General features: G+C 67.7%; 29 protein-coding genes. 26 read left to right on the top strand and 3 right to left on the bottom strand.

Features of this window, described 5'->3' with window-relative positions:
* The first annotated feature begins 88 nt into the window (after positions 1–88).
* The 17 genes from ribH to ACWHYQ_RS15290 all read left to right on the top strand — a co-directional run bounded on the left by ribH (position 89) and on the right by ACWHYQ_RS15290 (position 13,691).
* Entirely contained in the window at positions 89–640 is a 552-nt protein-coding gene (gene ribH, locus ACWHYQ_RS15370) for a 6,7-dimethyl-8-ribityllumazine synthase (protein ID WP_447972997.1), read from the top strand.
* 16 nt (positions 641–656) lie between these two features.
* Positions 657–1,124, top strand: a complete 468-nt coding sequence (gene nusB / locus ACWHYQ_RS15365; protein WP_447972996.1) for a transcription antitermination factor NusB — start codon at positions 657–659, stop codon at positions 1,122–1,124.
* A gap of 70 nt (positions 1,125–1,194) precedes the next feature.
* The gene (gene purB / locus ACWHYQ_RS15360) at positions 1,195–2,496 is read left to right on the top strand and encodes an adenylosuccinate lyase (protein WP_447972995.1); all 1,302 of its coding nucleotides are present in this window, start codon (positions 1,195–1,197) and stop codon (positions 2,494–2,496) included.
* A gap of 22 nt (positions 2,497–2,518) precedes the next feature.
* Positions 2,519–3,223 carry a phosphoribosylaminoimidazolesuccinocarboxamide synthase gene (gene purC, locus ACWHYQ_RS15355; protein WP_447972994.1) on the top strand — a complete coding sequence of 235 codons (705 nt, stop codon included), beginning with the start codon at positions 2,519–2,521 and terminating at the stop codon, positions 3,221–3,223.
* Positions 3,224–3,432: 209 nt separating this feature from the next.
* A complete protein-coding gene (purS, locus tag ACWHYQ_RS15350) occupies positions 3,433–3,672 on the top strand; it encodes a phosphoribosylformylglycinamidine synthase subunit PurS (RefSeq protein ID WP_447972993.1) in 240 nt (79 codons plus the stop codon).
* 31 nt (positions 3,673–3,703) lie between these two features.
* A complete protein-coding gene (gene purQ / locus ACWHYQ_RS15345) occupies positions 3,704–4,426 on the top strand; it encodes a phosphoribosylformylglycinamidine synthase subunit PurQ (protein ID WP_447972992.1) in 723 nt (240 codons plus the stop codon).
* The gene (locus tag ACWHYQ_RS15340) at positions 4,423–5,019 is read left to right on the top strand and encodes a M23 family metallopeptidase (protein WP_447972991.1); all 597 of its coding nucleotides are present in this window, start codon (positions 4,423–4,425) and stop codon (positions 5,017–5,019) included. Before purQ ends, ACWHYQ_RS15340 begins: the two co-directional genes overlap by 4 nt.
* Complete coding sequence (locus ACWHYQ_RS15335) at positions 5,020–5,382, top strand: hypothetical protein (protein WP_447972990.1); 363 nt, start codon at positions 5,020–5,022, stop codon at positions 5,380–5,382.
* 128 nt (positions 5,383–5,510) lie between these two features.
* On the top strand, positions 5,511–7,787 hold the full coding sequence (gene purL / locus ACWHYQ_RS15330; protein ID WP_447972989.1) for a phosphoribosylformylglycinamidine synthase subunit PurL: 2,277 nt from the start codon (positions 5,511–5,513) through the stop codon (positions 7,785–7,787).
* A gap of 108 nt (positions 7,788–7,895) precedes the next feature.
* A complete protein-coding gene (gene purF, locus ACWHYQ_RS15325) occupies positions 7,896–9,302 on the top strand; it encodes an amidophosphoribosyltransferase (RefSeq protein WP_447975573.1) in 1,407 nt (468 codons plus the stop codon).
* Between the two features lie 126 nt (positions 9,303–9,428).
* A complete protein-coding gene (locus tag ACWHYQ_RS15320; protein WP_447972988.1) occupies positions 9,429–9,968 on the top strand; it encodes a peroxiredoxin family protein in 540 nt (179 codons plus the stop codon).
* A gap of 22 nt (positions 9,969–9,990) precedes the next feature.
* Positions 9,991–10,230, top strand: a complete 240-nt coding sequence (locus tag ACWHYQ_RS15315) for a hypothetical protein (protein ID WP_447972987.1) — start codon at positions 9,991–9,993, stop codon at positions 10,228–10,230.
* Positions 10,231–10,283: 53 nt separating this feature from the next.
* Entirely contained in the window at positions 10,284–10,880 is a 597-nt protein-coding gene (locus tag ACWHYQ_RS15310; RefSeq protein WP_447972986.1) for a hypothetical protein, read from the top strand.
* 9 nt (positions 10,881–10,889) lie between these two features.
* Positions 10,890–11,723: a tetratricopeptide repeat protein gene (locus ACWHYQ_RS15305; RefSeq protein WP_447972985.1), complete on the top strand. Its 834-nt coding sequence runs from the start codon at positions 10,890–10,892 to the stop codon at positions 11,721–11,723.
* Positions 11,720–12,154 (top strand): hypothetical protein, encoded by a 435-nt coding sequence (locus ACWHYQ_RS15300; RefSeq protein WP_447972984.1) that lies wholly within the window; start codon positions 11,720–11,722, stop codon positions 12,152–12,154. The genes ACWHYQ_RS15305 and ACWHYQ_RS15300 overlap by 4 nt, the downstream gene beginning before the upstream one ends.
* Positions 12,133–13,236: a methyltransferase gene (locus ACWHYQ_RS15295; RefSeq protein ID WP_447972983.1), complete on the top strand. Its 1,104-nt coding sequence runs from the start codon at positions 12,133–12,135 to the stop codon at positions 13,234–13,236. Before ACWHYQ_RS15300 ends, ACWHYQ_RS15295 begins: the two co-directional genes overlap by 22 nt.
* Positions 13,237–13,262: 26 nt before the next feature.
* Positions 13,263–13,691 carry a thiol-disulfide oxidoreductase DCC family protein gene (locus ACWHYQ_RS15290; RefSeq protein ID WP_447972982.1) on the top strand — a complete coding sequence of 143 codons (429 nt, stop codon included), beginning with the start codon at positions 13,263–13,265 and terminating at the stop codon, positions 13,689–13,691.
* 3 nt (positions 13,692–13,694) lie between these two features.
* Here ACWHYQ_RS15290 and ACWHYQ_RS15285 read toward each other — a convergent pair whose 3' ends face one another.
* The 3 genes from ACWHYQ_RS15285 to ACWHYQ_RS15275 all read right to left on the bottom strand — a co-directional run bounded on the left by ACWHYQ_RS15285 (position 13,695) and on the right by ACWHYQ_RS15275 (position 16,005).
* Entirely contained in the window at positions 13,695–14,570 is an 876-nt protein-coding gene (locus tag ACWHYQ_RS15285) for an isocitrate lyase/PEP mutase family protein (protein ID WP_447972981.1), read from the bottom strand.
* A gap of 72 nt (positions 14,571–14,642) precedes the next feature.
* On the bottom strand, positions 14,643–15,101 hold the full coding sequence (locus tag ACWHYQ_RS15280) for a putative molybdenum carrier protein (protein WP_447972980.1): 459 nt from the start codon (positions 15,099–15,101) through the stop codon (positions 14,643–14,645).
* A gap of 100 nt (positions 15,102–15,201) precedes the next feature.
* On the bottom strand, positions 15,202–16,005 hold the full coding sequence (locus ACWHYQ_RS15275; RefSeq protein WP_447972979.1) for a hypothetical protein: 804 nt from the start codon (positions 16,003–16,005) through the stop codon (positions 15,202–15,204).
* A gap of 195 nt (positions 16,006–16,200) precedes the next feature.
* Here ACWHYQ_RS15275 and ACWHYQ_RS15270 point away from each other — a divergent pair, with 195 nt between their 5' ends.
* From ACWHYQ_RS15270 to ACWHYQ_RS15230, 9 genes are all read left to right on the top strand, one after another.
* Positions 16,201–16,974, top strand: a complete 774-nt coding sequence (locus tag ACWHYQ_RS15270) for a hypothetical protein (RefSeq protein WP_447972978.1) — start codon at positions 16,201–16,203, stop codon at positions 16,972–16,974.
* Between the two features lie 275 nt (positions 16,975–17,249).
* Positions 17,250–18,773 (top strand): DegQ family serine endoprotease, encoded by a 1,524-nt coding sequence (locus ACWHYQ_RS15265; RefSeq protein WP_447972977.1) that lies wholly within the window; start codon positions 17,250–17,252, stop codon positions 18,771–18,773.
* 52 nt (positions 18,774–18,825) lie between these two features.
* Positions 18,826–19,767 carry a twin-arginine translocase subunit TatC gene (tatC, locus tag ACWHYQ_RS15260; protein ID WP_447972976.1) on the top strand — a complete coding sequence of 314 codons (942 nt, stop codon included), beginning with the start codon at positions 18,826–18,828 and terminating at the stop codon, positions 19,765–19,767.
* Positions 19,768–19,779: 12 nt separating this feature from the next.
* On the top strand, positions 19,780–20,262 hold the full coding sequence (locus ACWHYQ_RS15255) for a MogA/MoaB family molybdenum cofactor biosynthesis protein (RefSeq protein WP_447972975.1): 483 nt from the start codon (positions 19,780–19,782) through the stop codon (positions 20,260–20,262).
* Positions 20,263–20,352: 90 nt separating this feature from the next.
* Entirely contained in the window at positions 20,353–21,306 is a 954-nt protein-coding gene (locus tag ACWHYQ_RS15250; RefSeq protein WP_447972974.1) for an Mrp/NBP35 family ATP-binding protein, read from the top strand.
* A gap of 19 nt (positions 21,307–21,325) precedes the next feature.
* A complete protein-coding gene (locus ACWHYQ_RS15245; protein ID WP_447972973.1) occupies positions 21,326–22,561 on the top strand; it encodes a molybdopterin molybdotransferase MoeA in 1,236 nt (411 codons plus the stop codon).
* 4 nt (positions 22,562–22,565) lie between these two features.
* The gene (gene mobB / locus ACWHYQ_RS15240; RefSeq protein WP_447972972.1) at positions 22,566–23,075 is read left to right on the top strand and encodes a molybdopterin-guanine dinucleotide biosynthesis protein B; all 510 of its coding nucleotides are present in this window, start codon (positions 22,566–22,568) and stop codon (positions 23,073–23,075) included.
* Entirely contained in the window at positions 23,072–23,770 is a 699-nt protein-coding gene (locus ACWHYQ_RS15235; protein WP_447972971.1) for a cytochrome c3 family protein, read from the top strand. The genes mobB and ACWHYQ_RS15235 overlap by 4 nt, the downstream gene beginning before the upstream one ends.
* 20 nt (positions 23,771–23,790) lie before the next feature.
* Entirely contained in the window at positions 23,791–24,522 is a 732-nt protein-coding gene (locus ACWHYQ_RS15230) for an ABC transporter ATP-binding protein (RefSeq protein ID WP_447972970.1), read from the top strand.
* Positions 24,523–24,528: the final 6 nt, after the last annotated feature.

Genomic DNA, 24,528 nt, shown 5'->3' with positions numbered 1-24,528 from the left:
GTGTCTCACCGTCGGTGCTCAGGTGGCGGCCGGGCCGGGCGCTGCCGCGGGACGGGACTGCAGACCGGCCGGCAGCGTGGGCGACGACATGAACACGCGTGAAGGGCATCAGGACGCGGCGGGACTGCGCTTCGGGCTGGTCGTCAGCAAGTTCAACGAATTCGTCACCGAGCGCCTGCTCGCCGCTGCCGTCGAGACCTTGACCAAGGCCGGTGCCTGCGAGGACGACCTGGAGGTGGTCCGGGTCCCAGGGGCCTTCGAGATCCCGTTAGTCGCCCGGAGACTTGCCCGGTCCGGCCGATTCGACGCGGTCCTCTGTCTGGGCGCGGTGATCCGCGGGGAGACCCCGCATTTCGAGTACATCAGCGCGGAGGCCAGCCGGGGCATCGCGCAGGCCGCGTTGGACGCGGACCTCCCCGTCGTCTTCGGCGTGCTGACGACGGAGACGGTGGAGCAGGCGCTGGCGCGGGCGGGGACACTGGATCGGAACAAGGGCGCGGAGGCGGCGCGGACCGCCATCGAGATGGCGAACTTGATGAGGCAGTGGCCCGGGTCAAGCGACAAGCCGGCGGCCGACAACGCGGCCCGTGGCAGGCTGACGCGAAGAAGGCCGAGGGCCTCTCGACGGAAGTCGCCGTGAGCGTGTGGGGCTGAGGATGGGCATCAGACGGCAGTCCCGTGAGCGCGCGCTCCAGGTTCTGTTCCAGTGGGACATCCATGGGGCGGCCGGGCCCTGGCTCGAGGAGTTCTGGGCCCAGCATCCTGCCCCTCCGGAGGTCCGGGAGTTCGCGGAGCGGCTCGTGGACGGCGTCCTCGAGCATCGAAGCGAGCTGGATGCGCTGATCGGCGCGCAGGCGAGCCATTGGAAAGTCAGCCGCATGCCGGTCGTGGATCGGAACATTCTCCGGGCCGCGGCCTACGAGCTGCTGTGGATGCCGGACGTGCCCGCTCGGGTGACGATCAACGAGGCCATCGAGCTGGCCAAGCGCTTTGCCGACGAGGAGACCAAGGGATTCGTCAACGGCATCCTGGACCGGATCCTGAAGGTGGACCCGCGGCTCGAAGGGAAGCGGGCAGAGGCGGCGGCCGAAGCGGCGGGCACGCGGCCCGCGGCGCGAGGCTAGAGGGGGAGCTCAGACATGGTGGTGATGCATGCCGCTCGCCGCTCGCCTCTCGCCCGCACTGGAGAGGGCGATGATTGACCGGTACACGCTGCCCCGGATGAAGGCCGTCTGGGAGTTGCGCCGCAAGTACGAGCTCTGGCTCGAGGTGGAGCTGCTGGCCTGCGAGGCGCTGGAGCGCGCCGGCAAAGTGCCCCGGGGCGTGACGGCGCGCATCCGCCGGCGGGCCCGGATTGACCCCGACCGGATCGCCGCGATCGAGCAGGTGGTCAAGCACGACGTCATCGCATTCCTCGAGTCGCTCGCTGAGCCCGTCGGGCCCGCGGCGCGCTACCTCCACGCGGGGCTCACCTCCTCCGATATCGTGGACACCGCGCTGGCGGTTCAGATGACCGAGGCGCTGGACCTCATTCTCCGAGACCTCGATGCCTACCTCGCCGTGCTCAAGCAGCGGGCCTTCGAGCATCGCGACACGATCATGGTCGGACGCTCCCACGGGATTCACGGGGAACCCGTGTCCTTCGGGTTCAAGCTCGCCATCTGGTACGAGGAGGCGCGCCGGCATCTGGCCCGGCTGCGGGCCGTCCGGGACGAGATCGCCGTCGGCAAGCTGTCGGGAGCCATGGGGACCTTCGCCCACCTGGGGCCGGAGGTCGAAGCCTTCGTCTGCCGGCGGCTGGGCTTGAGGCCGGATCCCATCTCCAGCCAGGTGGTCCAGCGGGATCGCCACGCGGCCTATCTGTCCGCGCTGGCACTGCTGGCGGCGAGCATCGAGAAAGTGGCGACCGAGATCCGGCACCTGCAGCGGACGGAGGTGCTGGAGGCGGAGGAGTATTTTTCCGCCGGCCAGAAGGGCTCCTCCGCGATGCCGCACAAGCGGAACCCGATCGCCTCGGAGAACCTCTGCGGTCTCGCCCGAATCGTGCGGGCCAACAGCCTGGCTGCCCTGGAAAACGTGGCGCTCTGGCACGAGCGGGACATCAGCCACTCGTCGGTCGAGCGGGTTATCCTGCCGGACAGCACGATCCTCGTGGACTACATGCTGGTCCGGCTGACCGAGATCATCCGGACCCTCCTAGTCTATCCTGAGCGCATGCGGCGCAACCTGGAGCTGACCGGCGGGCTGATCTATTCGCAGCGGCTGCTCCTGGCGCTGGTGGAGCGCGGCGCCCAACGCAAGGAGGCCTACGAGGCCGTGCAGCGCAACGCCATGGAGGCTTGGCAGGGCCGCGCGGGCTTCCAGGATCTGATCGCCAAGGACCCGTTGGTGACCAAGTATCTGCGCCCGGCCGAGATCAAGGCCTGCTTCGACCCGAAGCATTACCTGCGGCATCTGGGGAAGATTTTCCAGCGCGTGTTCGGCCGGCCGCGTTAGAGCGGCTTAGGGAGACGGGGCGATGGGGAAGGGCGCATTGCTCTACGAGGGGAAGGCCAAGCGGCTCTACGAGGCCGACCGGCCCGATTGCGTCATCCAGTACTTTAAGGACGACGCGACGGCCTTCAATGCTCAGAAGCGGGGCACGATCGTCGAGAAGGGGGTCGTGAACAACCGGATCTCCGAGCGGCTCTTCCGGCTGCTGGAGGAGAACGGCGTCCCGACCCATTTCATCGAGCGGCTCAGCGACCGGGAGATGCTGACCAAGAAGGTCCGGATCATTCCGATCGAGGTGGTGGTGCGGAACCGCGTGGCCGGGAGCCTGGCGAAGCGGCTGGGGCTCACGGAAGGCGAGGCGATCGAGCCGCCCCTCGTCGAGTTCTACTACAAGAGCGATGCGCTGGGCGATCCCTTGATCACGGAGGACCACATCCGACTGCTGAAGCTCGCCGAGCCGCGCCTGGTGGCCGACATCCGCGGGTGGGCGTTGCGGGTCAACGCGCTGCTCCTGCCGTTCTTCGGGGAGCGGGGCCTGGTGCTGGTGGACTTCAAGCTGGAGTTCGGCCTGCACGACGGGGAGCTGGTGCTGGCCGACGAGATTTCGCCGGACACCTGCCGCTTCTGGGATCAGCGGACGGGGGAGTCCCTGGACAAGGACCGGTTCCGGAAGGATCTGGGGCGAGTGGAGGAGGCATATCAGGAGGTGCTGAGGAGAGTCTGCGGCTAGGAGGCGTTGGCGTGGAGACAAGTTGGACCGGGCTGCTCAGACGCTCAGCTCGCCCGCACTAGTCTTCGCAGGTGCTCGGTCGCGGAACCTGCTGTGTCCACAGCTTCGCAAGGACGCAGCTTTGACAAGTCCCGGTGCCCTCGCCCTCGCGACTCGCAGCCTGGGTCCGACTCGTCTCCCGCATCCCTCGGGCCAATTTGGAGGGTGACGTGAAGGCGAAGATTCGGGTGACGTTGAAGCCGGGGATCTTGGACCCGCAGGGGCGGGCGATCGAGCATGCGCTGGCGACCCTGGGATTCACCAACGCGGGCAACGTCCGCGTAGGGAAGTATCTGGAGCTGGACCTCACGGAGACGACCCGGGACAAGGCCGAGGCCGCGGTCAAGGCCATGTGCGAGAAGCTCCTGGCGAACACCGTCATCGAGGAGTACCACTACGAGCTGTGCTGAGCGCTGGTTGCTGAGTGCTGATGGCTTTGGCATGAACTTCGGCGTCGTCGTTTTTCCCGGAAGCAACTGCGATCACGACTGCCTCCATGTGCTGGAGACCGTCCTCGGCCAGACCGTCCGCCCGGTGTGGCACAAGGAGACCGCCTTGGACGGCCTGGATGCGGTGGTGCTGCCAGGCGGGTTCTCCTACGGGGACTATCTCCGGACCGGCGCGATCGCCCGCTTCTCGCCGGTGATGGGGGCAGTCAGGGAGTTCGCCGCCGCTGGCGGGGTGGTGCTCGGGATCTGCAACGGCTTTCAGATTCTCCTGGAGGCGGGCCTCCTGCCCGGGGCCATGCTCCGCAACCGGTCCCTCTCCTTCATCTGCCAGGATGTCCATGTCCGGGTCGAGAACGCGGCCACGGCCTTTACCAACCGCTGCGAGCCCGGGCAGGTGCTGAAGATTCCCATCGCCCACGCGGACGGCAACTACTATACGGACGACGTGACCCTGTCGCAGCTCAAGGCCAACGCCCAGATCGTCTTCCGCTACTGTGCCCCGGACGGGACGATCACGGAGGAGGCCAATCCCAACGGCTCCCTGGACTCTATCGCAGGGATCATCAACGCGCGCGGCAACGTCCTCGGAATGATGCCGCACCCGGAGCGGTGCGCCGAAGCGGTCCTCGGCAACGACGACGGGCGGCTGCTCTTCCTCTCTCTGCTCGACGCGCTGAAGCAGGCGAAGCGGCAGCCCAAGACGGTCCTCACGTGACGGGCAGCAGCCGCCGGCAGGCTCGACCCCTCGCGGCCCTGATGCTGGGCGTCCTGTCGCTGGCGCCCGGCGCGGTCTCTGCCGGCTCGACCGAGCAGGACGGGCTGGCCCTCCCGCTCGCCTGCACGCTCGGCGAGACCTGCTGGGTGGCCAACTACGTGGACGTGGACAGCTCCGGGAGGGCGCGCGATTGTCAGTGCGGGCCCCGGACCTACGACGGGCACGACGGGACCGACTTCGCGGTCTGGGACCTGGCCGTCATGGCCAAGAGGGGGCCGGTCGTGGCCGTCGCGCCGGGCATCGTGCGCACCATCCGTGACGGGATGGACGATCGGGCGGTGACGGACGAGGTATCCCGCCAGGCGGTCGAGGGGCGCGAGTGCCGCAACGGGGTCATCATTGATCACCAGGGCGGCTGGCAGACCCAATACTGCCATCTCCGGAAGGGATCGGTGAAGGTCCGGGCCGGGGCCCGTGTGGACACCGGCCCGCTGCTCGGCCTGGTCGGTCTGTCGGGGAAGACCGAGTTCCCGCACGCGCACCTCACGGTCCGCTACAAAGGGGCGGTCATAGACCCCTTCACGGGACGTTAAGTGGCCGCGGGCTGGGGCCCGGCCGGCATGGCGCTCTGGCGGGCCGCTCAGCCGGTCTCCTACGAACCCGTCGCTCTCTACAACGACGGCTTCGCGGCGGGCGAGCCCGACGTGGAGGCGATCCGGAAGGGCGAGCGCGCCGACAACGCCCTGCCAACGTCCGCGCTGGCTCTCGTCCTCTGGGTGGACCTGTTCTGCGTCCAAGCCGGCGACCGGCTCCGGTTCCGGATCATCGCCCCGGACGGGAAAGTCGTGCTGGACGAGGAGCAGACGATCGAGAAGACCCGGGCGCGCCGCTTTGTGTTTATGGGCAAGAAGCGAACGCCCCAGGCCTGGCCGCCGGCCCCTACACGGGCCTCGTGACGCTGACGCGCGCCGGCGAGGGCGTGGAGCTGACGCGCGAGGCCACGTGCAGGGTGGCGGTGCGGGAGGAGGAGCCCGCGCCGCCGGCGGGTGGATAGAAGAGGTAGCCGTACGGAAGCCGGTTTACAATGAAACTCCCAGACCAGCCCCTCACCAAAGACCTCATCGCCCAGCATAACCTGACCGAGGATGAGTACCGGAGGATCGTCGAGATCCTCGGGCGGGAGCCGAACCTGACCGAACTGGGCATGTTCTCGGTGATGTGGTCCGAGCACTGCTCCTACAAAAGCTCGCGCGTGCACCTGAAGAAGCTGCCGACGACCGGGCCGCGCGTGGTGCAGGGGCCGGGCGAGAACGCCGGGGCGGTGGACATCGGGGACGGGCTCTGCGCAGTCTTCAAGATGGAGTCGCACAACCACCCCTCGTTCATCGAGCCTTACCAGGGCGCGGCGACCGGCGTGGGGGGCATCCTGCGGGACATCTTCACGATGGGCGCGCGGCCCGTGGCGCTCCTGGACTCGCTCCGGTTCGGGCCGCTGGATCAGGCCAAGAACCGGTACCTGTTCAAGGGCGTGGTCGCGGGGATCGCGGGGTACGGAAACTGCGTCGGGGTACCCACCATCGGTGGCGAGGCGGTCTTCAACGAGATCTACAGCCAGAACCCGCTGGTCAACGTCTTCTGTCTCGGCATCGCCAGGAAGGACCGGCTGTTCAAGGGCGCCGCGCTGGGGGTGGGCAACCCGGTGATCTACGTCGGGTCCAAGACCGGCCGCGATGGGATCCACGGGGCGACGATGGCCTCGGACGTCTTCGACGAGCAGGCGGAGGCCAAGCGGCCGACCGTTCAGGTAGGAGACCCCTTCACGGAGAAGTTGCTCCTGGAAGCCTGCCTGGAGCTGATGGACCGGGACCTGCTCGTCGGCATCCAGGACATGGGCGCGGCGGGGCTGACCAGCTCCTCCTGCGAGATGGCCTCGCGCGCTGGGACGGGGATCGAGCTGGATCTGACCCAGGTGCCGCGCCGGGAACCGGGCATGACCCCCTACGAGATCATGCTCTCCGAGTCGCAGGAGCGGATGCTGCTGATCGCCAAGGAGGGGCGCGCGGACGAGGTCCTGGCGATCTGCCGGAAGTGGGACCTGGATGCGGCGGTCGTCGGGCGCGTGACGGCGGACGGGATGCTCCGCGTGCGGGACGCTGGCCCGGCGGGCGCAACGGTCGTCGTCGCCGAGATTCCGGCCCGGGCGCTCGCCGAGGACGGTCCGCGGTACGAGCGGCCCAACGCCCCGCCGGCCTACCAGGACATCCTCCACTCGCTCAACTTGGACGCGCTGCCCGACCTGCCGCTCAAGCAGGATCCGACCGCCCTCTTGCTGACCCTCCTCGAGTCGCCCACGATCGCGAGCAAGGCCTGGGTCTATCGGCAATACGATCACATGGTCCGGACGAACACGCTGGTGCGGCCAGGTTCGGACGCCGCGGTGATCCGCGTCAAGGGGACGGATAAGGCGCTCGCGATGACGACGGACGGGAACGGCCGCTACTGCGTGCTGCATCCCTACCTGGGCGCGATGCTCGCAGTCGCCGAGGCGGCGCGCAACCTGGCTTGCGCGGGCGCTGAGCCGATCGGGCTGACCGACTGCCTGAACTTCGGCAACCCCGAGCGACCGGACATCATGTGGCAGTTCATCCTCTGCATCGAGGGCCTCAAGGACGCCTGCGAGGCCTTCGGCGTCCCGGTCGTGAGCGGCAACGTGAGCTTCTACAACGAGACCAACGGGCTCTCGATCTACCCAACGCCGATCCTCGGCATGGTCGGCGTGATCGAGCCGGCCGACCGGGTGATGACCCAATGGTTTAAACGGGCCGGGGACGTCATCCTCCTCCTGGGCGACACGAAGGAGGACCTGGGGGGCACGGAATATCTGCGCGTCGCGCACCACAAGGAGCAGGGCTCCCCGCCGCAGCTCGACCTGGAGCGGGAGAAGGCGGTCCAGGCCTGCGTGCGCCGGTTGATCCGCGACGGAATGGTCCAGTCGGCGCATGACTGCTCGGATGGCGGGCTGGCGGTGGCGCTGGCGGAGGCGTGCCTGTCCGGACCGGCGGAGCCCCTCGGGGCTGTGGTAAGATTGGCGGCGAACGGGTTGCGGCGTGACGCGTTGCTGTTCGGCGAGAGTCAGTCGCGGGTCGTGCTGTCCTGCCGCGCCGGCGAGGCCGGGGCGGTCCTGCAGGCGGCGCGTGACGCCGGCGTTCCGGCCGAAGCCATCGGGGAGGTCGGCGGCGACCGGCTCGTCATCGAGGTGGCGGCGGATCGCTGGGGGCCCGCCTGCCGGATCGAGGCGCCGCTGCCCCAGCTCGCGGACCGGTGGGGCCGCGGCCTGGAGCGGGCGCTAAATGTGGAATGAGGGGCAAGGGGCACAGGGCGAGGGGCTAGGGGTATGAAAGACGAGCCTGCGGTCCAACGGTCGGAGCCACTCGCCCCGCGCTCGGCGGCCGACGCCCCGCGCCTGATCATGCCAGACAAGCTCCGCGAGGAATGCGCGGTCTTCGGCATCTACGGCCACCGGGAAGCTGCTAACCTGACCTACCTCGGCCTCTACGCCCTGCAGCATCGCGGACAGGAAGGCTCCGGGATCGTCTCCTCCGACGGCGAGCACTTCTACCTCGAAAAGGCGATGGGGCTCGTCGCCGACATCTACACCAAGTCGGTGCTCCGCCGGCTGCCCGGCCACATGGCGATCGGGCACAACCGCTACTCGACGGCGGGCGACAGCAACCTCAAGAACGTCCAACCCCTGACCGTGAACTTCGCGCTGGGGAACCTCGCGCTCGCGCACAACGGCAACCTCATCAACGCGGCCATGCTGCGGAACGAGCTGGAGGCCTACGGGGCCATCTTCCAGTCCACGACCGACAGCGAGGTGATCATCCACCTGATCGCGCACTCGCGCGGTGACACGATGCTCGCGCGCGTCGTGGATGCGCTGAATCAGATCCGGGGCGCCTTCTCGGTCGTGCTGTTGACCGACCGGGGCGTCATCGCCGCGCGGGACCCCTACGGGTTCCGGCCGCTCTGCCTGGGCCGGCTCAAGGACAGTTGGCTCGTGGCCTCCGAAAGCTGCGCCTTCGATCTGATCGGCGCGGACTACGTCCGGGAGATCGAGCCGGGCGAGCTGGTGGAGCTGGACGAGCAGGGCGTGCACAGCTACCGGCCGTTTCCCAGGACGCCGCCAGCCATGTGCGTCTTCGAGTACGTGTATTTTGCCAGGCCGGACAGCCGGATCTTCGGCGAGCACGCCGTCTACCTCACGCGGAAGGCGTTCGGCCGGCAACTCGCGAAAGAAGCCTGGGTGGATGCGGACATCGTGATCCCGGTGCCGGACTCCGGCGTGCCCGCCGCGCTCGGCTATGCGGAAGGGGCGGGGATCCCGTTCGAGAACGGCCTGATCCGCAACCATTATGTCGGCCGGACCTTCATCGAGCCGCAGCAGTCCATCCGCCACTTTGGGGTGAAGATCAAGTTGAACGCTGTGCCGGAGGTGCTGGCCGGCAAGCGGGTGGTCGTCGTGGACGACTCGATCGTCCGGGGGACGACTAGCCGCAAGATCGTCAAGATGCTCCGCCACGCCGGGGCCAGGGAAGTTCACATGCGGATCAGCTCCCCGCCGATCATCTCGCCCTGCTTCTACGGGATTGACACGCCAACGCGGCGCGAGCTGATCGGGTCCAGCCACACTATCCAGGAGATCCGCAAGTACATCACGGCCGACAGCCTCGCCTACCTCAGCCTGGAGGGCATGCTCAAGGCCGCCCCCGGCCACCCCGGGCAGTACTGCAACGCCTGCTTCACCGAGCGGTACCCCATCCCCTTCACCAAGGCCGAGGAGTTACAGCTCGGCCTGTTCGATCCCTCCACCTGACCTCCCCGCGGACCCCATTGCCGGTGAATTTTTCACCGTGCTACCATAGCTCGGTCGCTGGCCGTCCGGCGATGAGCAAACGGTCGGTACGAACGTGATCCTTTTTCCAGCTTGATGGAGGTCGCCATGAAGCGAACGATCGTGACGGTCTTGATCCTGGGGGGCATCGTCGCGCTTGTCGCCTCGGCGTCGGCTAAGGGCTTCTTTAAGATCGGCGAGAAGGCTCCGACCTTCACCTTGACTGCGATCACCGGAGAAACGGTGTCCTTGGAGAGCCTGCGCGGCAAGGTCGTCGTCCTGGGATTGTTTCATATCTGCGAGCCCTGCCTGAAGCAGGGAACGAACCTGCAGAAGGTGTACGAGGCGACGCGGGGCAAGAACGTCGCGGTGGTGGGCGTGAACTCCTCGGGCGACTCGAAGGAAGACGTTGCGGAGTTTCTCGCGGCCTTTCCGGTGAAGGTCACCTATCCCTACCTGATTGACCCCCAGAAGGTCACCGACAAGCTGTACGGCGGCGGGCGGTTCATCCCCAACGTGTACGTCATTGACCAGGAGGGCATCATCCGCTGGCAACGGGTCGGCAACATGGAGCTCGCCGGGCCGGAGGTGATCCTCGCAGAGATCGAGAAGCTCCTGGCCGGCGGCAAGGGTCCCGGTGGAGTGTAGGCCGGGGAAAGGACGGCGACGGATGACCGAGATCGAGGCAGGCAAGGCGAGGTTCCTGGAGCTGGTCCGTGGCGCCGACGCAGCCGTCCAGGTCGTGATCCCGGTCGCGCCCTCCAACGGGATGTTTCTGATCTCGCTGACCAAGGGGCCGAACCGCAAGTTCATCACGGTCTCCGAGGACGACATGATCGACCTCCCGAACGAAGCCGACATCCTGGCCAAAGTCACCAAGGTGGTCAAGGACGCGGTGGCGGCGCTGTAAAGCGCGTGACGGGGGACGCACAACGGGGGACGAGGGGCGCGGGGCTAGGGGAGATGAAGCAGATCAAGCCGGGCATCTGGCAGTGGTCCTGGTTCTCGGACGAGAAGCAGCTCGACTTTAACGGATTGTTCCTGCAGGTCGGCGAGCACCGCGTGTTGGTGGATCCGCCGCTGTTGACCGTGGCCGCGACGGACCAGATCCGGCGCGCCGGCCCGGTGGACTACCTGGTCATCACCAACCGCGACCATGAACGGGAGGCGGAAGCCTGCCGGGCGGAGTTCCGGTGCCGAGTCTTCGTCCCCGAGGCCGATGCGCCCCAGATGACGATCCGGGCCGACAAGACCTACAAGGACGGCGAGCTGCTGCCCGGCGGTATCTGGGCCGTGCATCTGAAGGACCAGAAGTCGCCGGGCGAATGCGCGCTGTACCTCCAGCAGGGCGGCGGCACGATGATCGTCGGGGACGCCCTGATCGGGAAGCCGCCCGGCTCGCTTGCCATGCTGCCCGCCGACAAGTACGCGGACGCCGCGAAGGCCCGGGAAGGCCTGCGTCGGCTGCTCAACTACAGCTTCGACACCCTGCTGGTCGGGGACGGGACCTCGCTCCTGACTGGCGCCAGGCAGGCCGTCGAGCGGTTCCTGAGCGTCTGAGCTGCTCCCATGCTGCACAACCAATCCGAGCTGCTGAACCGCCAGGGAAACGAGCACTTCTCGCGCGGGTTCTACACCGAAGCGTACATCTGCTACATCCAGGCGCTGGAATGCGACCGGCTGAGCGGGGACCAACGTGCGATGGCGGCGACGCTCGGGAATCTCGGGAACATCTGCGCGGTCAGCGGCCGGCGTGAGCAGGCCCAGGCCTATTACCAGGAAGTGCTCGAGCTGCAGAAGGTGCTGGGCGACGAACGGGGCATCGGCACGACGCTGGCCAACCTCGGCAACCTCCGGGCTGACGCGGGCGAGTGGGAACGCGCGCGGGCCTACTACCTGGAGGCCCTGGACATCATGGAACGGTCGGGCGACGACGCCGGACTGGCGGTGCTCTACTCGGATCTCGGGCTGGTTGCCCGCGAGACCGGCGAATACGACGAGGCGATGCGCTGCTACGAGCGGTCCCTGACTCTCATGCGCCGGATCGGCAACGACGCGGGGCTCGCGGACGGCTGGCGCATGATCGCGCGCTCCTACCTCCTGCAGGGGCGGAACGAGGAGGCGCTGGCCTGTTGCCGCACCAGCCTGGCCATCGCCGAGCGCCTGCGGGATGAGCTGCGGATCGGCGGCGCCTGGTATCTGATGGCGCACGCCTACGAGCAGCTCGGGTGCCTGCGCGAAGCGGCGGAGCTGCTGGAACGGGTCGTGCTTGTGGACCGCAAGTACCGGTTGCCCAAGCTGGAGGAGAACACGAAGCGCCTGAAAGACCTGCGCGGGCGGCTCGCCGGGGACAACGGCGGGGCACCGGCGTGCCGGTCGGGTCGGGAGGAGATCCGCCCGTGAGCGAGTCGCCTGCCGGAGTGCCTTCCTGGGAGGAAGTCCGCCTCGGGTTGGTGGAGCGGGAGCCGATGCTCTACGAGCTCGAGTCGGGCGGGCCGCTGGCCTTGGAGCTGCCCTCGGAGGAATGGATCCTGGAGATCACGCCGGACGGCCGGCTCATTTGCCAGACCGGTATGGTCATGGATGACATCAAGCGCCTGCTCTCGGAGGGGACCGCGGAGGACCTCAACAGCGACGAGTTGGCGAAGCAGGCCAAGTACTATCTCCAGCCAGCCGCGTCCAAGGTCCGCGGAGCCTTTCTCAGGGCCGGGTTCGAAGAGCGCACGGAGATGACCGACGTGTACGTGGCGATCGGCTTCCACCGCGCCGTGGACTTCCGGGACCTCGATGAGGTCGAGCGAACCATCCGCTGGTGCCAACGACAGTTTGCCTGATGGGGGGCGCCGGCATCCGCACCTTCGACGAGTTCAGGGACGCGGTCTTCCAGTTCCGGCTGTCCCGCATCATCCTCACCGCGCTCGAGCTGGATCTCTTTACCGCCCTGGGCGGGCGTGAATGGCCCATCCCGGCGCTGGCCCGACGGGTGCGTGCGGACCCGCGCGGGCTCGGGATCCTCTGCCGCAACCTCGCGACCGCTGGCCTGTTGCAGAAGCGCGGAGACCGTTACCGCGCAAGCTCGTTCGCCCGGCGCGAGCTGAATGCGAAGAGCCCCGCCTTCCGGAGCGCTTACCTGGACCTCATCCGGACCCAATGGGACGACTGGTCGCAGCTCACCGACTGCGTCCGCAAGGGCCAACCGGTCGAGCGCGAGGACCCCGACGAGCCCGAATACCGCCGCCGGTTCAGTTGGGCGATGCACCAGCGCTCGCTCCATGTCGCCCCTCGGGTGGCGGCGGCGTTGGATCTGAAGGACGCGCGGACCCTCCTGGATCTGGGCGGCGGGCCCGGCACCTACGCGCTGGCCTTCCTGGCGCGCCATCCGCAGCTCCAGGCGACGGTCTGCGACCGCCCGCCGGCGCTCGAGGTGGCCCGGGAGCTGGCCGCCGCGGTCACGTACGGCCGCCGGCTCGCCTATCTTCCGCTGGACTTCATGACGCGGCCGATTCCCGGCCACTACGACGTGGTCTGGCTCTCGAACGTCGTTCATATCTATTCACCGGCGGAGAACCGCCGGCTCTTCCGTAAGATCCTTCGGGCGCTGGTCCCGGGCGGGCGGCTGCTGATCCAGGATGCGTTCACGCTGGACCGCCATGGGCTCCGCCCCGCTGAGGCGAATCTCTTTGCGGTGACGATGCTCCTGTTCACCGAGACCGGGAACACTTACGGCGCCGAGGAGACGCTGGCGTGGCTCCGGCAGGCAGGGTTTCGACGAGCCCGGCGGCTCAGGCTGAGGAATGGGGCGGGGATTGGGAGGGTGGGTTGCTGGAGGCGCGTCGGCCGGGCGGATCGTGACGAGCAGGACCGCCAGGAGCCTGGCACCGACGCCGTCCTGGCCCGCGACCATACCGGAGGGTGACGGAACCCACAGGCGGAGGCGACGCCGTGCCGGAACGGAAACGAGACGAGAGGCCGCATCCCGAGCCGGCGTCCCAGGCGCCTCGGTGTGAGCGGCTGCTCATCTATGACGGGGAATGCCGCTTCTGCCTGACGGCGAAACAGGGCCTCGAGCGGCTCGGCGGGGACCGCGACGTCCGGTTCGTGCCCTATCAGAGCGAGGAGGCCGCGCGGCGCCTTGGCCCGGAGTACAGGCCTGGCCGCCCAGACGTCGCCTTCCTGGTCGAGGCGGACGGCCGGATCAGCCGCGGCCTCGACGCCTTCCTCCCGCTGCTCGCCGGGCTCCGCGGCGGGCGAGCCCTCCAGGCCCTGTTGCGCCTGCCGGGGTTCCGACCGCTGGCCTACCTCCTGTATCGCCTCATCGCCCGCTACCGCTATCGTTGGTTCGGCCGGATCGAGCCTGAGGATTGCGCCTAGCTGTCAGCCCTCTTCCGGTGCCCGGTAGCGCTCGTCGAGCGCGTAATGGGCGTCGAGGTCAATGATTCTGTGGAACTGCTGGAAGGGGAGCAGGCGGTCGAGGGCCTCGCGCGTCGTGCCGGCGGTCTTGATGAGCGCGAACAGGTCCCGCATCGCCTTGGCGGAGGCGTAGAGCGCCGTCAGCGGACAGACGATGAGCTGAAAGCCGAGCGCCGCCAGCTCCTCCTTCGTGAGCAGCGGCGTGACGCCGCCTTCTAACATGTTGGCGACCAGCGGGGGCGGCAACGCCTTGGCAACGGCCGCCAATTCGTCGGCGCTCCGCGGCGCCTCCACGAACAGCGCGTCGGCACCGGCGTCCTTGTAGCGCCGGCAGCGGGCGATGGCGTCCTCCAGCCCGTTCACTTGCCGCGCATCGGTCCGGGCGACCAGGAAGAAGTCGCGGTCCCGCCGCGCGTCCACGGCTGCCCGAATCTTCTGCACTTGCTCCTCGACGGGGATCACCCGCTTGCCCTTCATGTGCCCGCAGCGCTTCGGCCAGACCTGATCCTCCAGGAACAGGCCGGCCGCGCCCGCGTCAATCAGCTCGTTCACCGTCCGGATGACGTTCAGTGCGTTGCCGTAGCCGGTGTCGGCGTCAATGATGACTGGGATCCGCACCGCGCCGCAGACTCGCTTGGCGACCGCGACCATCTCTGTCTGGGTGAAATAGCCGAAGTCGGGCAGTCCGAGCTGCGTCGCTGCGACGCTGTAGCCGGAGATGAAGGTGAGCGGGAAGCCGGCCTGCTCGACGAGCTTGGCGCCCAGCGCGTCATAGACGCCGGGAAAGATCAGCGTGCGCTCCCGTTCGAGGATGCGGTGGATGCGCGAGGGAGGGGGCATGGGCGGTGCTCCGTGACGACGACGGTCGGGGGACCGGCGACGCGCCCATTGTAGTCGGCGGGGATGGGCCGGTCAACGAACGGGAGCGAGGAGCGCGCGCAGGAACCGGGCGGCCTCGGCGTAGATGCCCGGCGCCTTGCTCTCGCGCGGACCCGCCACGTTGAGGGTTTCCAGGCGGTGGGCCTTGAGCCAGGTCCGGACGGCCGCCTCTGGCGGCTCTCCGTCCAGATCCACGACGAGGCAGGGCTTCTTCAGCCGCGCCGCGACCTGGATCGTGTACGCGGTCCCCTCGGTGGGCGCGCCTCTCGTCAAAACCAGCGTCCCGTCCGAGTCCCGGACGTTCCACTCGGTCCGCTGGGCGTAGTCGTCAGAGGGCGTCTCGGTCAACGGATAGTGGAGTGGGATAGGGCCGTCCTCCGCCCGCCGGCCCTTCGGGCACCAGCCGCCACAGGGCAGCCCTAGCTCCAGCGCCGCGTCGAGGGCGGCCCGGTCTACCCCGGTCTGGCCGCCCGAAACGATCTTCCTGACCATGCCGTCGGCTTGCGTCGCCGGCCGGTCTCGTCGGGAGGCCGTGACCGGATTCCCGGGTGGGGAGGGAGGCCTGCCGATTCGACGCCCGGCAGGCGCACGGTCACGGCGAGCCGGCCGCGCCGCCCGGCTGAAGCGGATCAAGGTTCCGGAGCTGTTCGTCCAGGCGCTGGTTCGATTCGTTCGCCTGCTCCACGGTTCTCGTGGCTTCCCCGAGCGTGGCATCCTTGGCTTTCTCGACGACGTCCTTGAGGCGGTCCACGGTGACGTGCTTGAGCCTGTCGGTGGCCTGCCCGCCGGCCGACTCAACGCCCTGGATCAGCTCCTTCCCGGTCACGGTCGGGTGGGCCGGTTTGCCGGTCGCCTGGGTGATCCGCTCGTTCAGCCCTGAGAATAACATGGCGTAGGCTGCGCCGCCTGCGAGGAGGAAGAGGCCGATCTTCACGAAGAGTTTGACCAGCGGGTTGGCGCTCATCCGCAGGATCACGACACCCCAGATGACCAGGATCAGCGAGGTCAGCCCGACGCCGAGCTGGTAGTCGGAGGGCAGGGGGATCTTCAGCTCGGCGAAGCGGCTCAGCCAGACGGAAAACACCGAGGGAGCGGCTGGATCGGCTTGGCCGTCGGCCGGGGCGCCGGCTCCGGGTAGCGGGGCGGACCTTGCCGGGGCTGGATCCGGTCCCGGCCGGACCGGCTCCAATGTGTCCCCGTCGAGGGCCTGTGCCCCGCTTCTGGCCGCCTCCGGGATACGCTCCCAGGCGTCCGTGTAGGCCATCGCGCCGTGCTCGTCCGTGTACCGATAGATGACGCCGGCAGGGAAGGCCGGCAGTGCCAGAGCGAGGACAGCCGCCAGGCCGAGGGCAGGCAGCCGAAGAGCCGGAAGCGGGACCCGCAGGCAACCAGCCATGGCGTCCCTCCGAAAGGGTGGCGCTAGCATAAGTGTGTGTGTGTAGGGAGTCAACAGGTTTTTCGGCCGCCTGGCCGCCCCGCGGTCGGTTGGGCGCCGGGGCGTCCGCCCGGTCCTGGCCGCAGCGTCTGTGGCCAGCTTGGGGGCTTGACATCGCGACGCTCCGGGCGCCAACGTATAGAGTTGGAGGCTTCGATGCACGGAATGGCGGCTTGCACGCGAATGCTCAGGCTCGTGCTGGTGCTCCTGTCAGTTGCGAGCTGCGCCTCCGCGGTGCCGCCGAACCGGCTCGAGCAGTACGTGGGGCCAGTGCATCCCGGCGGCGCCGGGACGTTGCCTAGCGTCGCGAGGGTCCGGGCCGCGCTCGTCGTCGTCGCCGACACGACGGCCCCGGAGGCGGCTCCCGCCCTGCCTGACGAAGCCCTGAACCAGCTTGCCCAGTCGTTGAAAGAGCAGCTCACCCGGTACCTGCCGCTCAGTATCGAGGCCGTCCTCCCGGCCGACGGGATTCGCCCGGGCGGAGACACTGGCCAGTTCGTCGAGCTGGGGAAGCGGCACGGCTACGACTTCCTGGTCGTCGTCGTCGCCTCCGCGACGGAGCAGGAGTATCCGATCACCGTCTTCCTGGGCTGGGTCACGCATAGCCAGCCTGGCTGGCGGCGCGATAACTGGTCGCTCCTGGAGGCGGCAGTCGTGGACGTGCCGCGCGGCCGCACCCTGCTGGCAGCGGAGGGACGGGGTTGGGCCACGCTGGATCGGCCGGCGGCGCCGGGCATCAACCAATGGTATCCGGTCATCTGGAAGCGGCCCCAGGAGCCCAACTGGCGCTGGTGGCCGCCGAGCTACGAAGGCGCCCCGAACACGCTGCGGGTGATCGCGATGCAGGAAGCCGCCAAGCGCCTTGTCCCGAATTTCCAGGATGCTTGGATCGAGCAGCGCCGACTGGCACTGGCCAAGCCAGCCGATTGATCGTCGCGCCTCACACCTTACGCCATGACACTCTCGGTCTGCTTCGACGGAGCCCACCCGTCACGCGTGCGCTCGGTGTGCCGGCCGCGAGTTTTTTGCCTTTGAAGGCGGATCGCGGGTTGGTGTAGAATGGGCGAACCGTCTGATAAGTCTTTGTCTTTGCGCGCGATTGCGCCTGTCTCGCGACGGGGACGATTGCCGAGCCGGGGAGACAAAGGAAAGGGAAGGCAGGGGAGGCCCGGGGGACGGCCCCGGAGAGCATTGAGGGAATAATCATGCATAGGATGGGAGAGCGGAGCAGATTGAACTGGAATCAGCGCGGCTGGGCAATCCTGGCGAGCGCAGGGGTCCTGGCGGCGACTCTGGCGTGGGGCGTGGCCGGCGGCGGGGGATCCGCTGCCGACGCGGCCGTGCCACCGGCGATGGCCCAGGGGTTTGCGGAGATCGTGAAGAAAGTCACGCCAGCGGTGGTCAACATCGCCGTCACGGGCGGGGAGGGGAGTCGAGGCGGCCGGAGGCCGCTGCCACCGGGGCCGTTCGGCCCTCCCGGCGATGAGCCGCCCGGCGCGGAGCCGCCGTTCCCGCCCGGTCCGCCCCCGTTCCCCGGCCCGCCCGGCCGCCCCGATCAGAGCGCCGGCTCCGGCGTCATCATTGACCCCAAAGGCTATATCGTCACGAACAACCATGTCGTCGAGAACGCCTCGCAGATTACCGTCACCTTGAGCGACAAGCGCGAGTTTTCCGCCAAAGTCGTGGGAACCGATCCCAAGACGGACCTCGCGGTGATCAAGATTGAGGCAGAGAACCTGCCCGCCCTCAAGTGGGCCGAGTACGAGAAGCTCCAGGTCGGAGACCTCGTGCTCGCGGTCGGCAGCCCCTTCGGGCTGAGCTCCACGGTGACGCTGGGCATCATCAGCGCGCTCGGGCGGGGCAACGTGGGGATCACCGACTACGAGGACTTCATCCAGACGGACGCGGCCATCAATCCCGGCAACTCAGGCGGCGCGCTCGTCAACGTGAACGGCGAATTGATCGGCATCAACACTGCGATCTTCTCGCGGACCGGCGGCTCGGAGGGGATCGGCTTCGCGATTCCCAGCAGCATCGCGCTGGACGTGGTGGACAGCCTGATCAAGACCGGCAAGGTGGTGCGCGGCTGGATGGGCATCGCGATCCAGGAGGTCACGCCCGCGCTCGCGAAGTCGTTCAAGATTCCCGAGCAGCGCAAGGGGGTCTTGATCAGCGATGTAAACGAGAACGGCCCTTCCGCCAAGGCCGGCCTCAAGCGGGGCGACGTGATCATCGCCTTCGATGACAAGGAGATCGAGAACGTCAACCAGCTCCGCAACATAGTCGCCCGCACGATGGTGGGGCGCACGGCCAAGATCAAGGTCTTGCGCGAGGGGAAGGAGCAGATCCTCACGGTGAAGATCGCCGAGCGGCCGCCGGACGAGGTGCTCGCCAGGCGCGAGCCGGCGGCACCGGCCCCAGAGGCGCCCAAGCTGCCCGACAACGTGCTCGCGGCGCTGCGGGTCCAGCCGCTCGATCCCTCGACGATGAGCCAGCTCAACCTGCCGAGCAAGACGACCGGGGTGGTCATCAACCACGTGGAGCCGGGCAGCCCAGCGGAAGCAGCGGGCCTGCAGCGCGGCGACGTGATCCAGGAGGTCAACCACGAGGTGGTGAAGTCCCTGGAGGACTTCCAGCGGATCGCGAGCAAGATCAAGAAGGAAGAGATGGTCGTGCTGCTGCTGAGCCGCCAGGGCAACAACCTGTTCGTGGCGGTGAACCCGCGGTAGCGGCGCGGGGCCGGCGCGTGGACCGGCAGCCGGGGGGCGGATGGCTGACCAGATGCGCAGGTTCGCGAAGTGGCTTGAGGACACGGTCTTCAAGCCGCTCGAGGACAAGAAGATGCCGGTCATGGAGCACCTGGTGGAGCTCCAGGCCCGGCTCACCCGCGCGGTTGTCGTGGTCGGGCTCGTCTTCGTGGGGACGTTTTTCTACGCCGACACGCTGGTCACCTGGCTCCGGGTCCCGCTGCAGAACATGTTCGTGCCCGGCAAGCTGCAGTGGGTGCCGACCGACCTGCCGCTGATCCCCTTCGTCTTCCTGTCCCCCGCCGAGGCGCTGTGGCAGAACGTGAAGGTGGCCGGGCTGTTCGCGCTCGTCCTGGCCATGCCCTATGCCCTGTGGGAGATCTGGCAGTTCGTCGTGCCCGGCCTGCACGTGCAGGAGCGGCGGTTCGTCGGACCCTTCGTGCTCATCAGCACGGTCGCCTTCTACACCGGGCTGACGTTCTCCTTCTTCTTCGTGCTGCCCTTCGCGTTGAACTTCCTGATCTCGTACGGGGTCAACGCCGGCTTCATCCCGCAGATCTCGATCGCGCAGTACGTGGGGTTCGCCCTGTGGTTCCTGCTGATCTTCGGGCTGATCTTCGAGGTGCCGCTTGCGCTCACGCTGATGGCGAAGCTGGGCTGGGTGGACGCGCCGTTCTTGAAGCGGTACCGGAAGTGGGCCTTCCTGGGGGCGTTCGTGGTGGCGGCTATCCTGACGCCGACGCCCGATCCGTTCAACCAGTGCCTGATGGCCCTGCCTATGTACGTGTTCTACGAGGTCGGGATCGTGAGCGCGGGGTTCTTCTCGAAGAAGGCCAAGGGCGCGCCAGCGTCGGACGCCGCGACGGCGACGAGCCCTGCAGCGGCCCGGCCCGCGCTCGTGCCCAAGCCCGTGATGCCCGCGGCGGCGGGCGAGGGGGAATACGTTGGTGTGCCGGAGTCGGGCCGCCGGCGGTAAGGGGCGTCGGAGATGCGCGTCGCCCTGGTGGTGGTGAGCAGCCGGATCGCCTCGGGCCGGGAGCCCGATCGAGGACGGGAGGCGATCACGAAGATGGTGGCCGACCTACCGGGCATGGTCGTGGCCTACGAGGTGGTGCCGGACGACCGCAAGGCCATCCGGGACTGCTTGATCCGGCTCTGCGACGAGGCTGCCCCGGACGTGCTCCTGACGATGGGCGGCACGGGCGTTCGGCCCACGGACTGGACGCCGGAGGCCACGCGGGACGTCATCGAGAAGGAGATCCCCGGCATCGGGGAGGCCATGCGGCAGGAAAGCCTCAAGAAGGTGCGGACCGCCATGCTCTCGCGCGCCACGGCGGGCGTGCGCGGCGGGACGCTGATCGTGAATCTCCCGGGCAGTCCCAAGGGGGCGAAGGAGAACCTGGCCGTCGTGGCGCCCATCCTCGACCATACGGTGGAAAAAATCGCAAGGACAGTGAAGGGTGAGGAGTGATGAGTGGTGGGCGTCCCAACCGAGCAGCAAGGTCCCTGCTTCATTCATCACTGATCACCGAGCACGCATCACCGATCACCGGGAGTTGACATGCCGAGAGAGTTGAACATTATCCAATCGCCCGGATCCGGCAACGGCGACGCCTGCACCTACCTGTGGGCCTGCGCCATCTGCGACGAGACCGAGACCTGCCAGAAGGACAAGGAGGGGCATAGCCGCTGGCTCGTCGCCAAGCGGATGGAGCGGATCCAGTACAAGGTGCTGGTCATGAGCAACAAGGGCGGGGTCGGTAAGAGCACGGTCACGACCAACCTCGCCGTCAGCCTGGCGCTCAAGGGCTACGAAGTGGGCATCTGCGACATGGACATCCACGGGCCCAACATCCCGAAGATGGTGGGCGGAGAGGGGCAGAAGCTCAAGATCAGCACGTCGGGGGGGATCATTCCGTTCCAGGCCTATAACCTCAAGATCGCCTCCATGTCGTTCCTGCTGCAGAACCCGGATGATCCTATCATCTGGCGGGACGCGTACAAGTACGAGTTCATCAATCAGTTGCTCGGTGGGGTGGAGTGGCAGGACCTGGACTTCCTGCTCGTGGACCTGCCGCCGGGGACCGGCAACGAGTCGGTCACGACCGTGGACCTGATCGGCCAGGTCAGCGGCTGCGTGATCGTCACCACGCCCCAGGAGGTCGCGCTGCTGGACTCGCGCAAGTCGGTCACGTTCGCCAAGGACAGCGATATCCCGATCATCGGCATCGTCGAGAACATGAGCGGGCTCGACTGCCCGCACTGCGGCAAGCATATCGAAGTGTTTCGGAAAGGGGGCGGGGAGGCGTCTGCCGCGGACATGGGCGTGCCGTTCCTCGGGCGCATCCCGCTGGATCCCGAGGTCGTCACCCAATGCGACGCGGGCGAGCCCTTCGCCATGTTCTATTCGGACACGCCAACGGCGGAGGCGTACCACGAGATCGCCAACAAGGTGGAGGCGTTCTGCAAGCGCAGCGGGTCGCTGCTCAAGGTGTCCCCGCTGAAGAAGCCCTGAGCCGGAGACGGGGTCGGTCATGGAGGGATTGACCAGGCTGGAGGTCGCGCAACGGATCGTCCTCGACGCGGCGCAGCCGCTCGGGCTGGAGAAGGTCAGCCTGCTGGAAGCCTTCGGCCGGGTGCTGGGCGAAGACATCCTGGCGGCGCGTGACAACCCGCCGTGGGACAACTCGGCCATGGACGGGTTCGCGGTGCGTTGGGAGGACATCCGACATGAGCACGCGATCGCGAGGCCCGTCGAGCTGGAGGTCATCGAGGAGGTGCCGGCCGGCCGGGTGGCGACCAAGACCGTCGGGCCCGGCCAGGCGATCCGGATCATGACGGGTGCGCCGATCCCCAAGGGGGCCGACACGGTCATCAAGGTCGAGGACACTGAATCGACCAAGGACCGGGTGCGGATCTTCAAGCCAGTCGAGCGCGGCGCCAACATCCGGCCGCAGGGCGAGGACGTCAAGAAGGGCGAGCGAATCATCGCCAAGGGCACTCCGATCCGGCCGGCGGAGGCCGGCATGCTGGCGATCCTGGCCAAGTCGTTCGTGCTCGTGTACCAGCGGCCGCGGGTGGCGATCCTCTCGACGGGAGACGAGCTGGCGGACCTGGACGAGCGGTTCGACGAGGACAAGATCATCAACTCCAACAGCTACGGCATCGCCGCCGCGGTCCAGGAGGCGGGCGGGGTCCCCGTGCTGCTTGGCATCGCCAAGGACCAGCCGGCTGCGCTTAAGGAGAAGATCGCGCACGGCCTCACGGCCGACGTGCTCGTGCTTTCCGGCGGGGTCTCGATGGGCGATTACGACTTCACCAAGGAGGTCTTCCGCGAGCTCGGCGCCGAGATGAACTTCTGGAAACTCGCCATCCGGCCCGGCCAGCCGCTCGCGTTCGGGCGGATCAAGGAGACGCTGGCCTTCGGGCTGCCTGGCAATCCGGTGTCCTCGATGGTGACCTTCGAGCAGCTCGTGCGGCCGGCCCTGCTCAAGATGATGGGGCACCGCAGCTACGGGCGCCCCGTCGTCCAAGCGGTGTTCCAGGAGAAGTTCTCCAAGCGGCCGGACCGCCGGCATTTCCTGCGGGGCATCCTCACCCGCGAGGAGGGCGTGCTGAAGGTCCGGACGACCGGGGACCAGGGCTCCGGGATCCTCACCTCGATGGTGAAGGCCAACTGCCTGATTGACGTGCCGGTGGAGACCGAGCGGCTGAATCCGGGCGACCTCGTGAACGTGCAGGTCCTCAACCCGCAGTGCTGGGTGCGGTGACGCAATGGCTCCGCCGATCCTCTGCATCGTGGGGCGTTCGAACAGCGGGAAGACCACGCTGGTGGAGCGCCTGATCCCCGAGCTGGTCAAGGCGGGCTACCGGATCGCCACGATCAAGCACGCGGGGCATGGCTTCGACCTGGACACGGAAGGGAAGGATAGTTGGCGGCACAAGCGAGCCGGTGCGAGCTCCGTCATTGTGCTGGCGCGCAGGAGCCTCGCGATGTTCGCCGACGTGCCGGAGCAGATCAAGGTGGAGGAGGTCCGCGACCGGTTCATTGACGCGGAGATTGACCTGGTCCTGGCCGAGGGCTGGAAGAGCGACGCCTTCCCCAAGATCGTCGTCGTGGGCGACCGGTACGGGGAGGTGCCGGTCTCGCCGGAAGGGCTGCTCGCGGTCGTCTCGGGGGCGCCCCTTGACTGCCCCGTGCCGGTCCCGTGCTTTGATCGGAACGACATCCAGGGGCTGCGCGACCTCATCATGCGCCAGTTTCCGAAGCGCCGAGAGGCATGAGCCGGAAGGGCATCGTCATCGTGGCGATCCTGGCCGGCGGCGTGGCCCTCGCCGGCGCTGCCGTCCCGCTCACGAACCATCCCAAGTTCTGCGCCACGTGTCACAACATCAAGCCTTCCTACGACTCCTGGGTCGTCTCGACCCACAAGGAAGTGACCTGCGTGGCCTGTCACGTCCGGCCCGGCCTGGAGGGGTTCCTCCACGACAAGGTGCGGGCCGGCTTGAAGGACGTGGCGATCACGCTGTTCGGCACGCCGAGCGATGCGCACAACCTGCAAGCGACGGTCCCCAGCGAGGTCTGCATCGCTTGCCACCAGGCCATTCTCCGCGTCAATGAGATCGCCGAGCGGGACCTGCCCGAGCCGGTGAAGAAGGTCGGCTTGATCATGAGCCACCGGAAGCACATGGAAGCCTTTGCAAAGCGGGGGAAGGGCGAAGGCTGCACGACCTGCCACAGCCGGGTCGTCCACGAGAAGCCGATCAAGGGCTACCCGATCGTCATCCCGCGCGGGCATGTGCAGGAGGACAGCCAACGCTATGAACCCGACCATCCCGAGGGCACCCGGCTCCACGCGGCGGCGCTGGCCGACTGCTTCCGCTGCCACGACGGCAAAACCACCTACGAAGGGAGGGTGCTGAGCCGCAAGTGCGAGACCTGTCACCTGCCTGATAAGATTGGGGAGTATCTCTTCTGACGCACGGATGCCGACGCCCCATGCCCTCCCCCGTTGTGGAAGTCCGAAATCTGACCAAACGGTTCGGTGAATTCACCGCCGTGGACGGGGTCTCCTTCGAGATCCGCGAAGGGGAAATTCTCGGGCTGCTCGGACCCAACGGGGCCGGCAAGACCACGACCATCCAGATGTTGCTCGGGCTCATCACGCCCACCGCGGGCAGCATCCGCATGTTCGGCCTCGACCTCGCCTCGCACCGCGAGGAGATCCTGAGCCAGGTCAACTTCTCTTCGACCTACATCTCGATGCCCTACGCGCTGACCGTGGAGGAGAACCTCTGGGTCGTGGCCAAGCTCTATGGGCTGTCGAACATCCGCCCGCGCATTGACGACGTCGTCAAGAAACTGGAGATGGAGGACTTCCGGACCAAGGTGACCCGGAAGCTCTCGTCGGGCCAGATGACCCGCCTCACGCTCGCGAAGGCGATCCTCACGGAGCCCAAGGTGCTGTTCCTGGACGAGCCGACGGCGAGCCTGGACCCGGACATCGCGCAGAAGGTCCGGAGCCTGCTCAAGGAGGTCCGCACCGCCGGCGGGCTGACCATGCTCTACACCTCGCACAACATGCGGGAGATGGAGGAGATGTCGGACCGGATTATCTTCCTCCAGCGGGGCCGGATCGTCGCGCAGGGCACGGCCGAGGAGATCGTCGCCCGCTTCGGCAAGGCCGACCTGGAGGAAGTGTTCCTGAAGATTGCCCGGGAACGGGTGTGAGCCGCC

The organism is Nitrospira sp. Kam-Ns4a, assembly GCF_965152595.1.
Note: the sequence above shows the minus strand (reverse complement) of the source record. Positions and strands in the feature narration are given on the sequence as shown.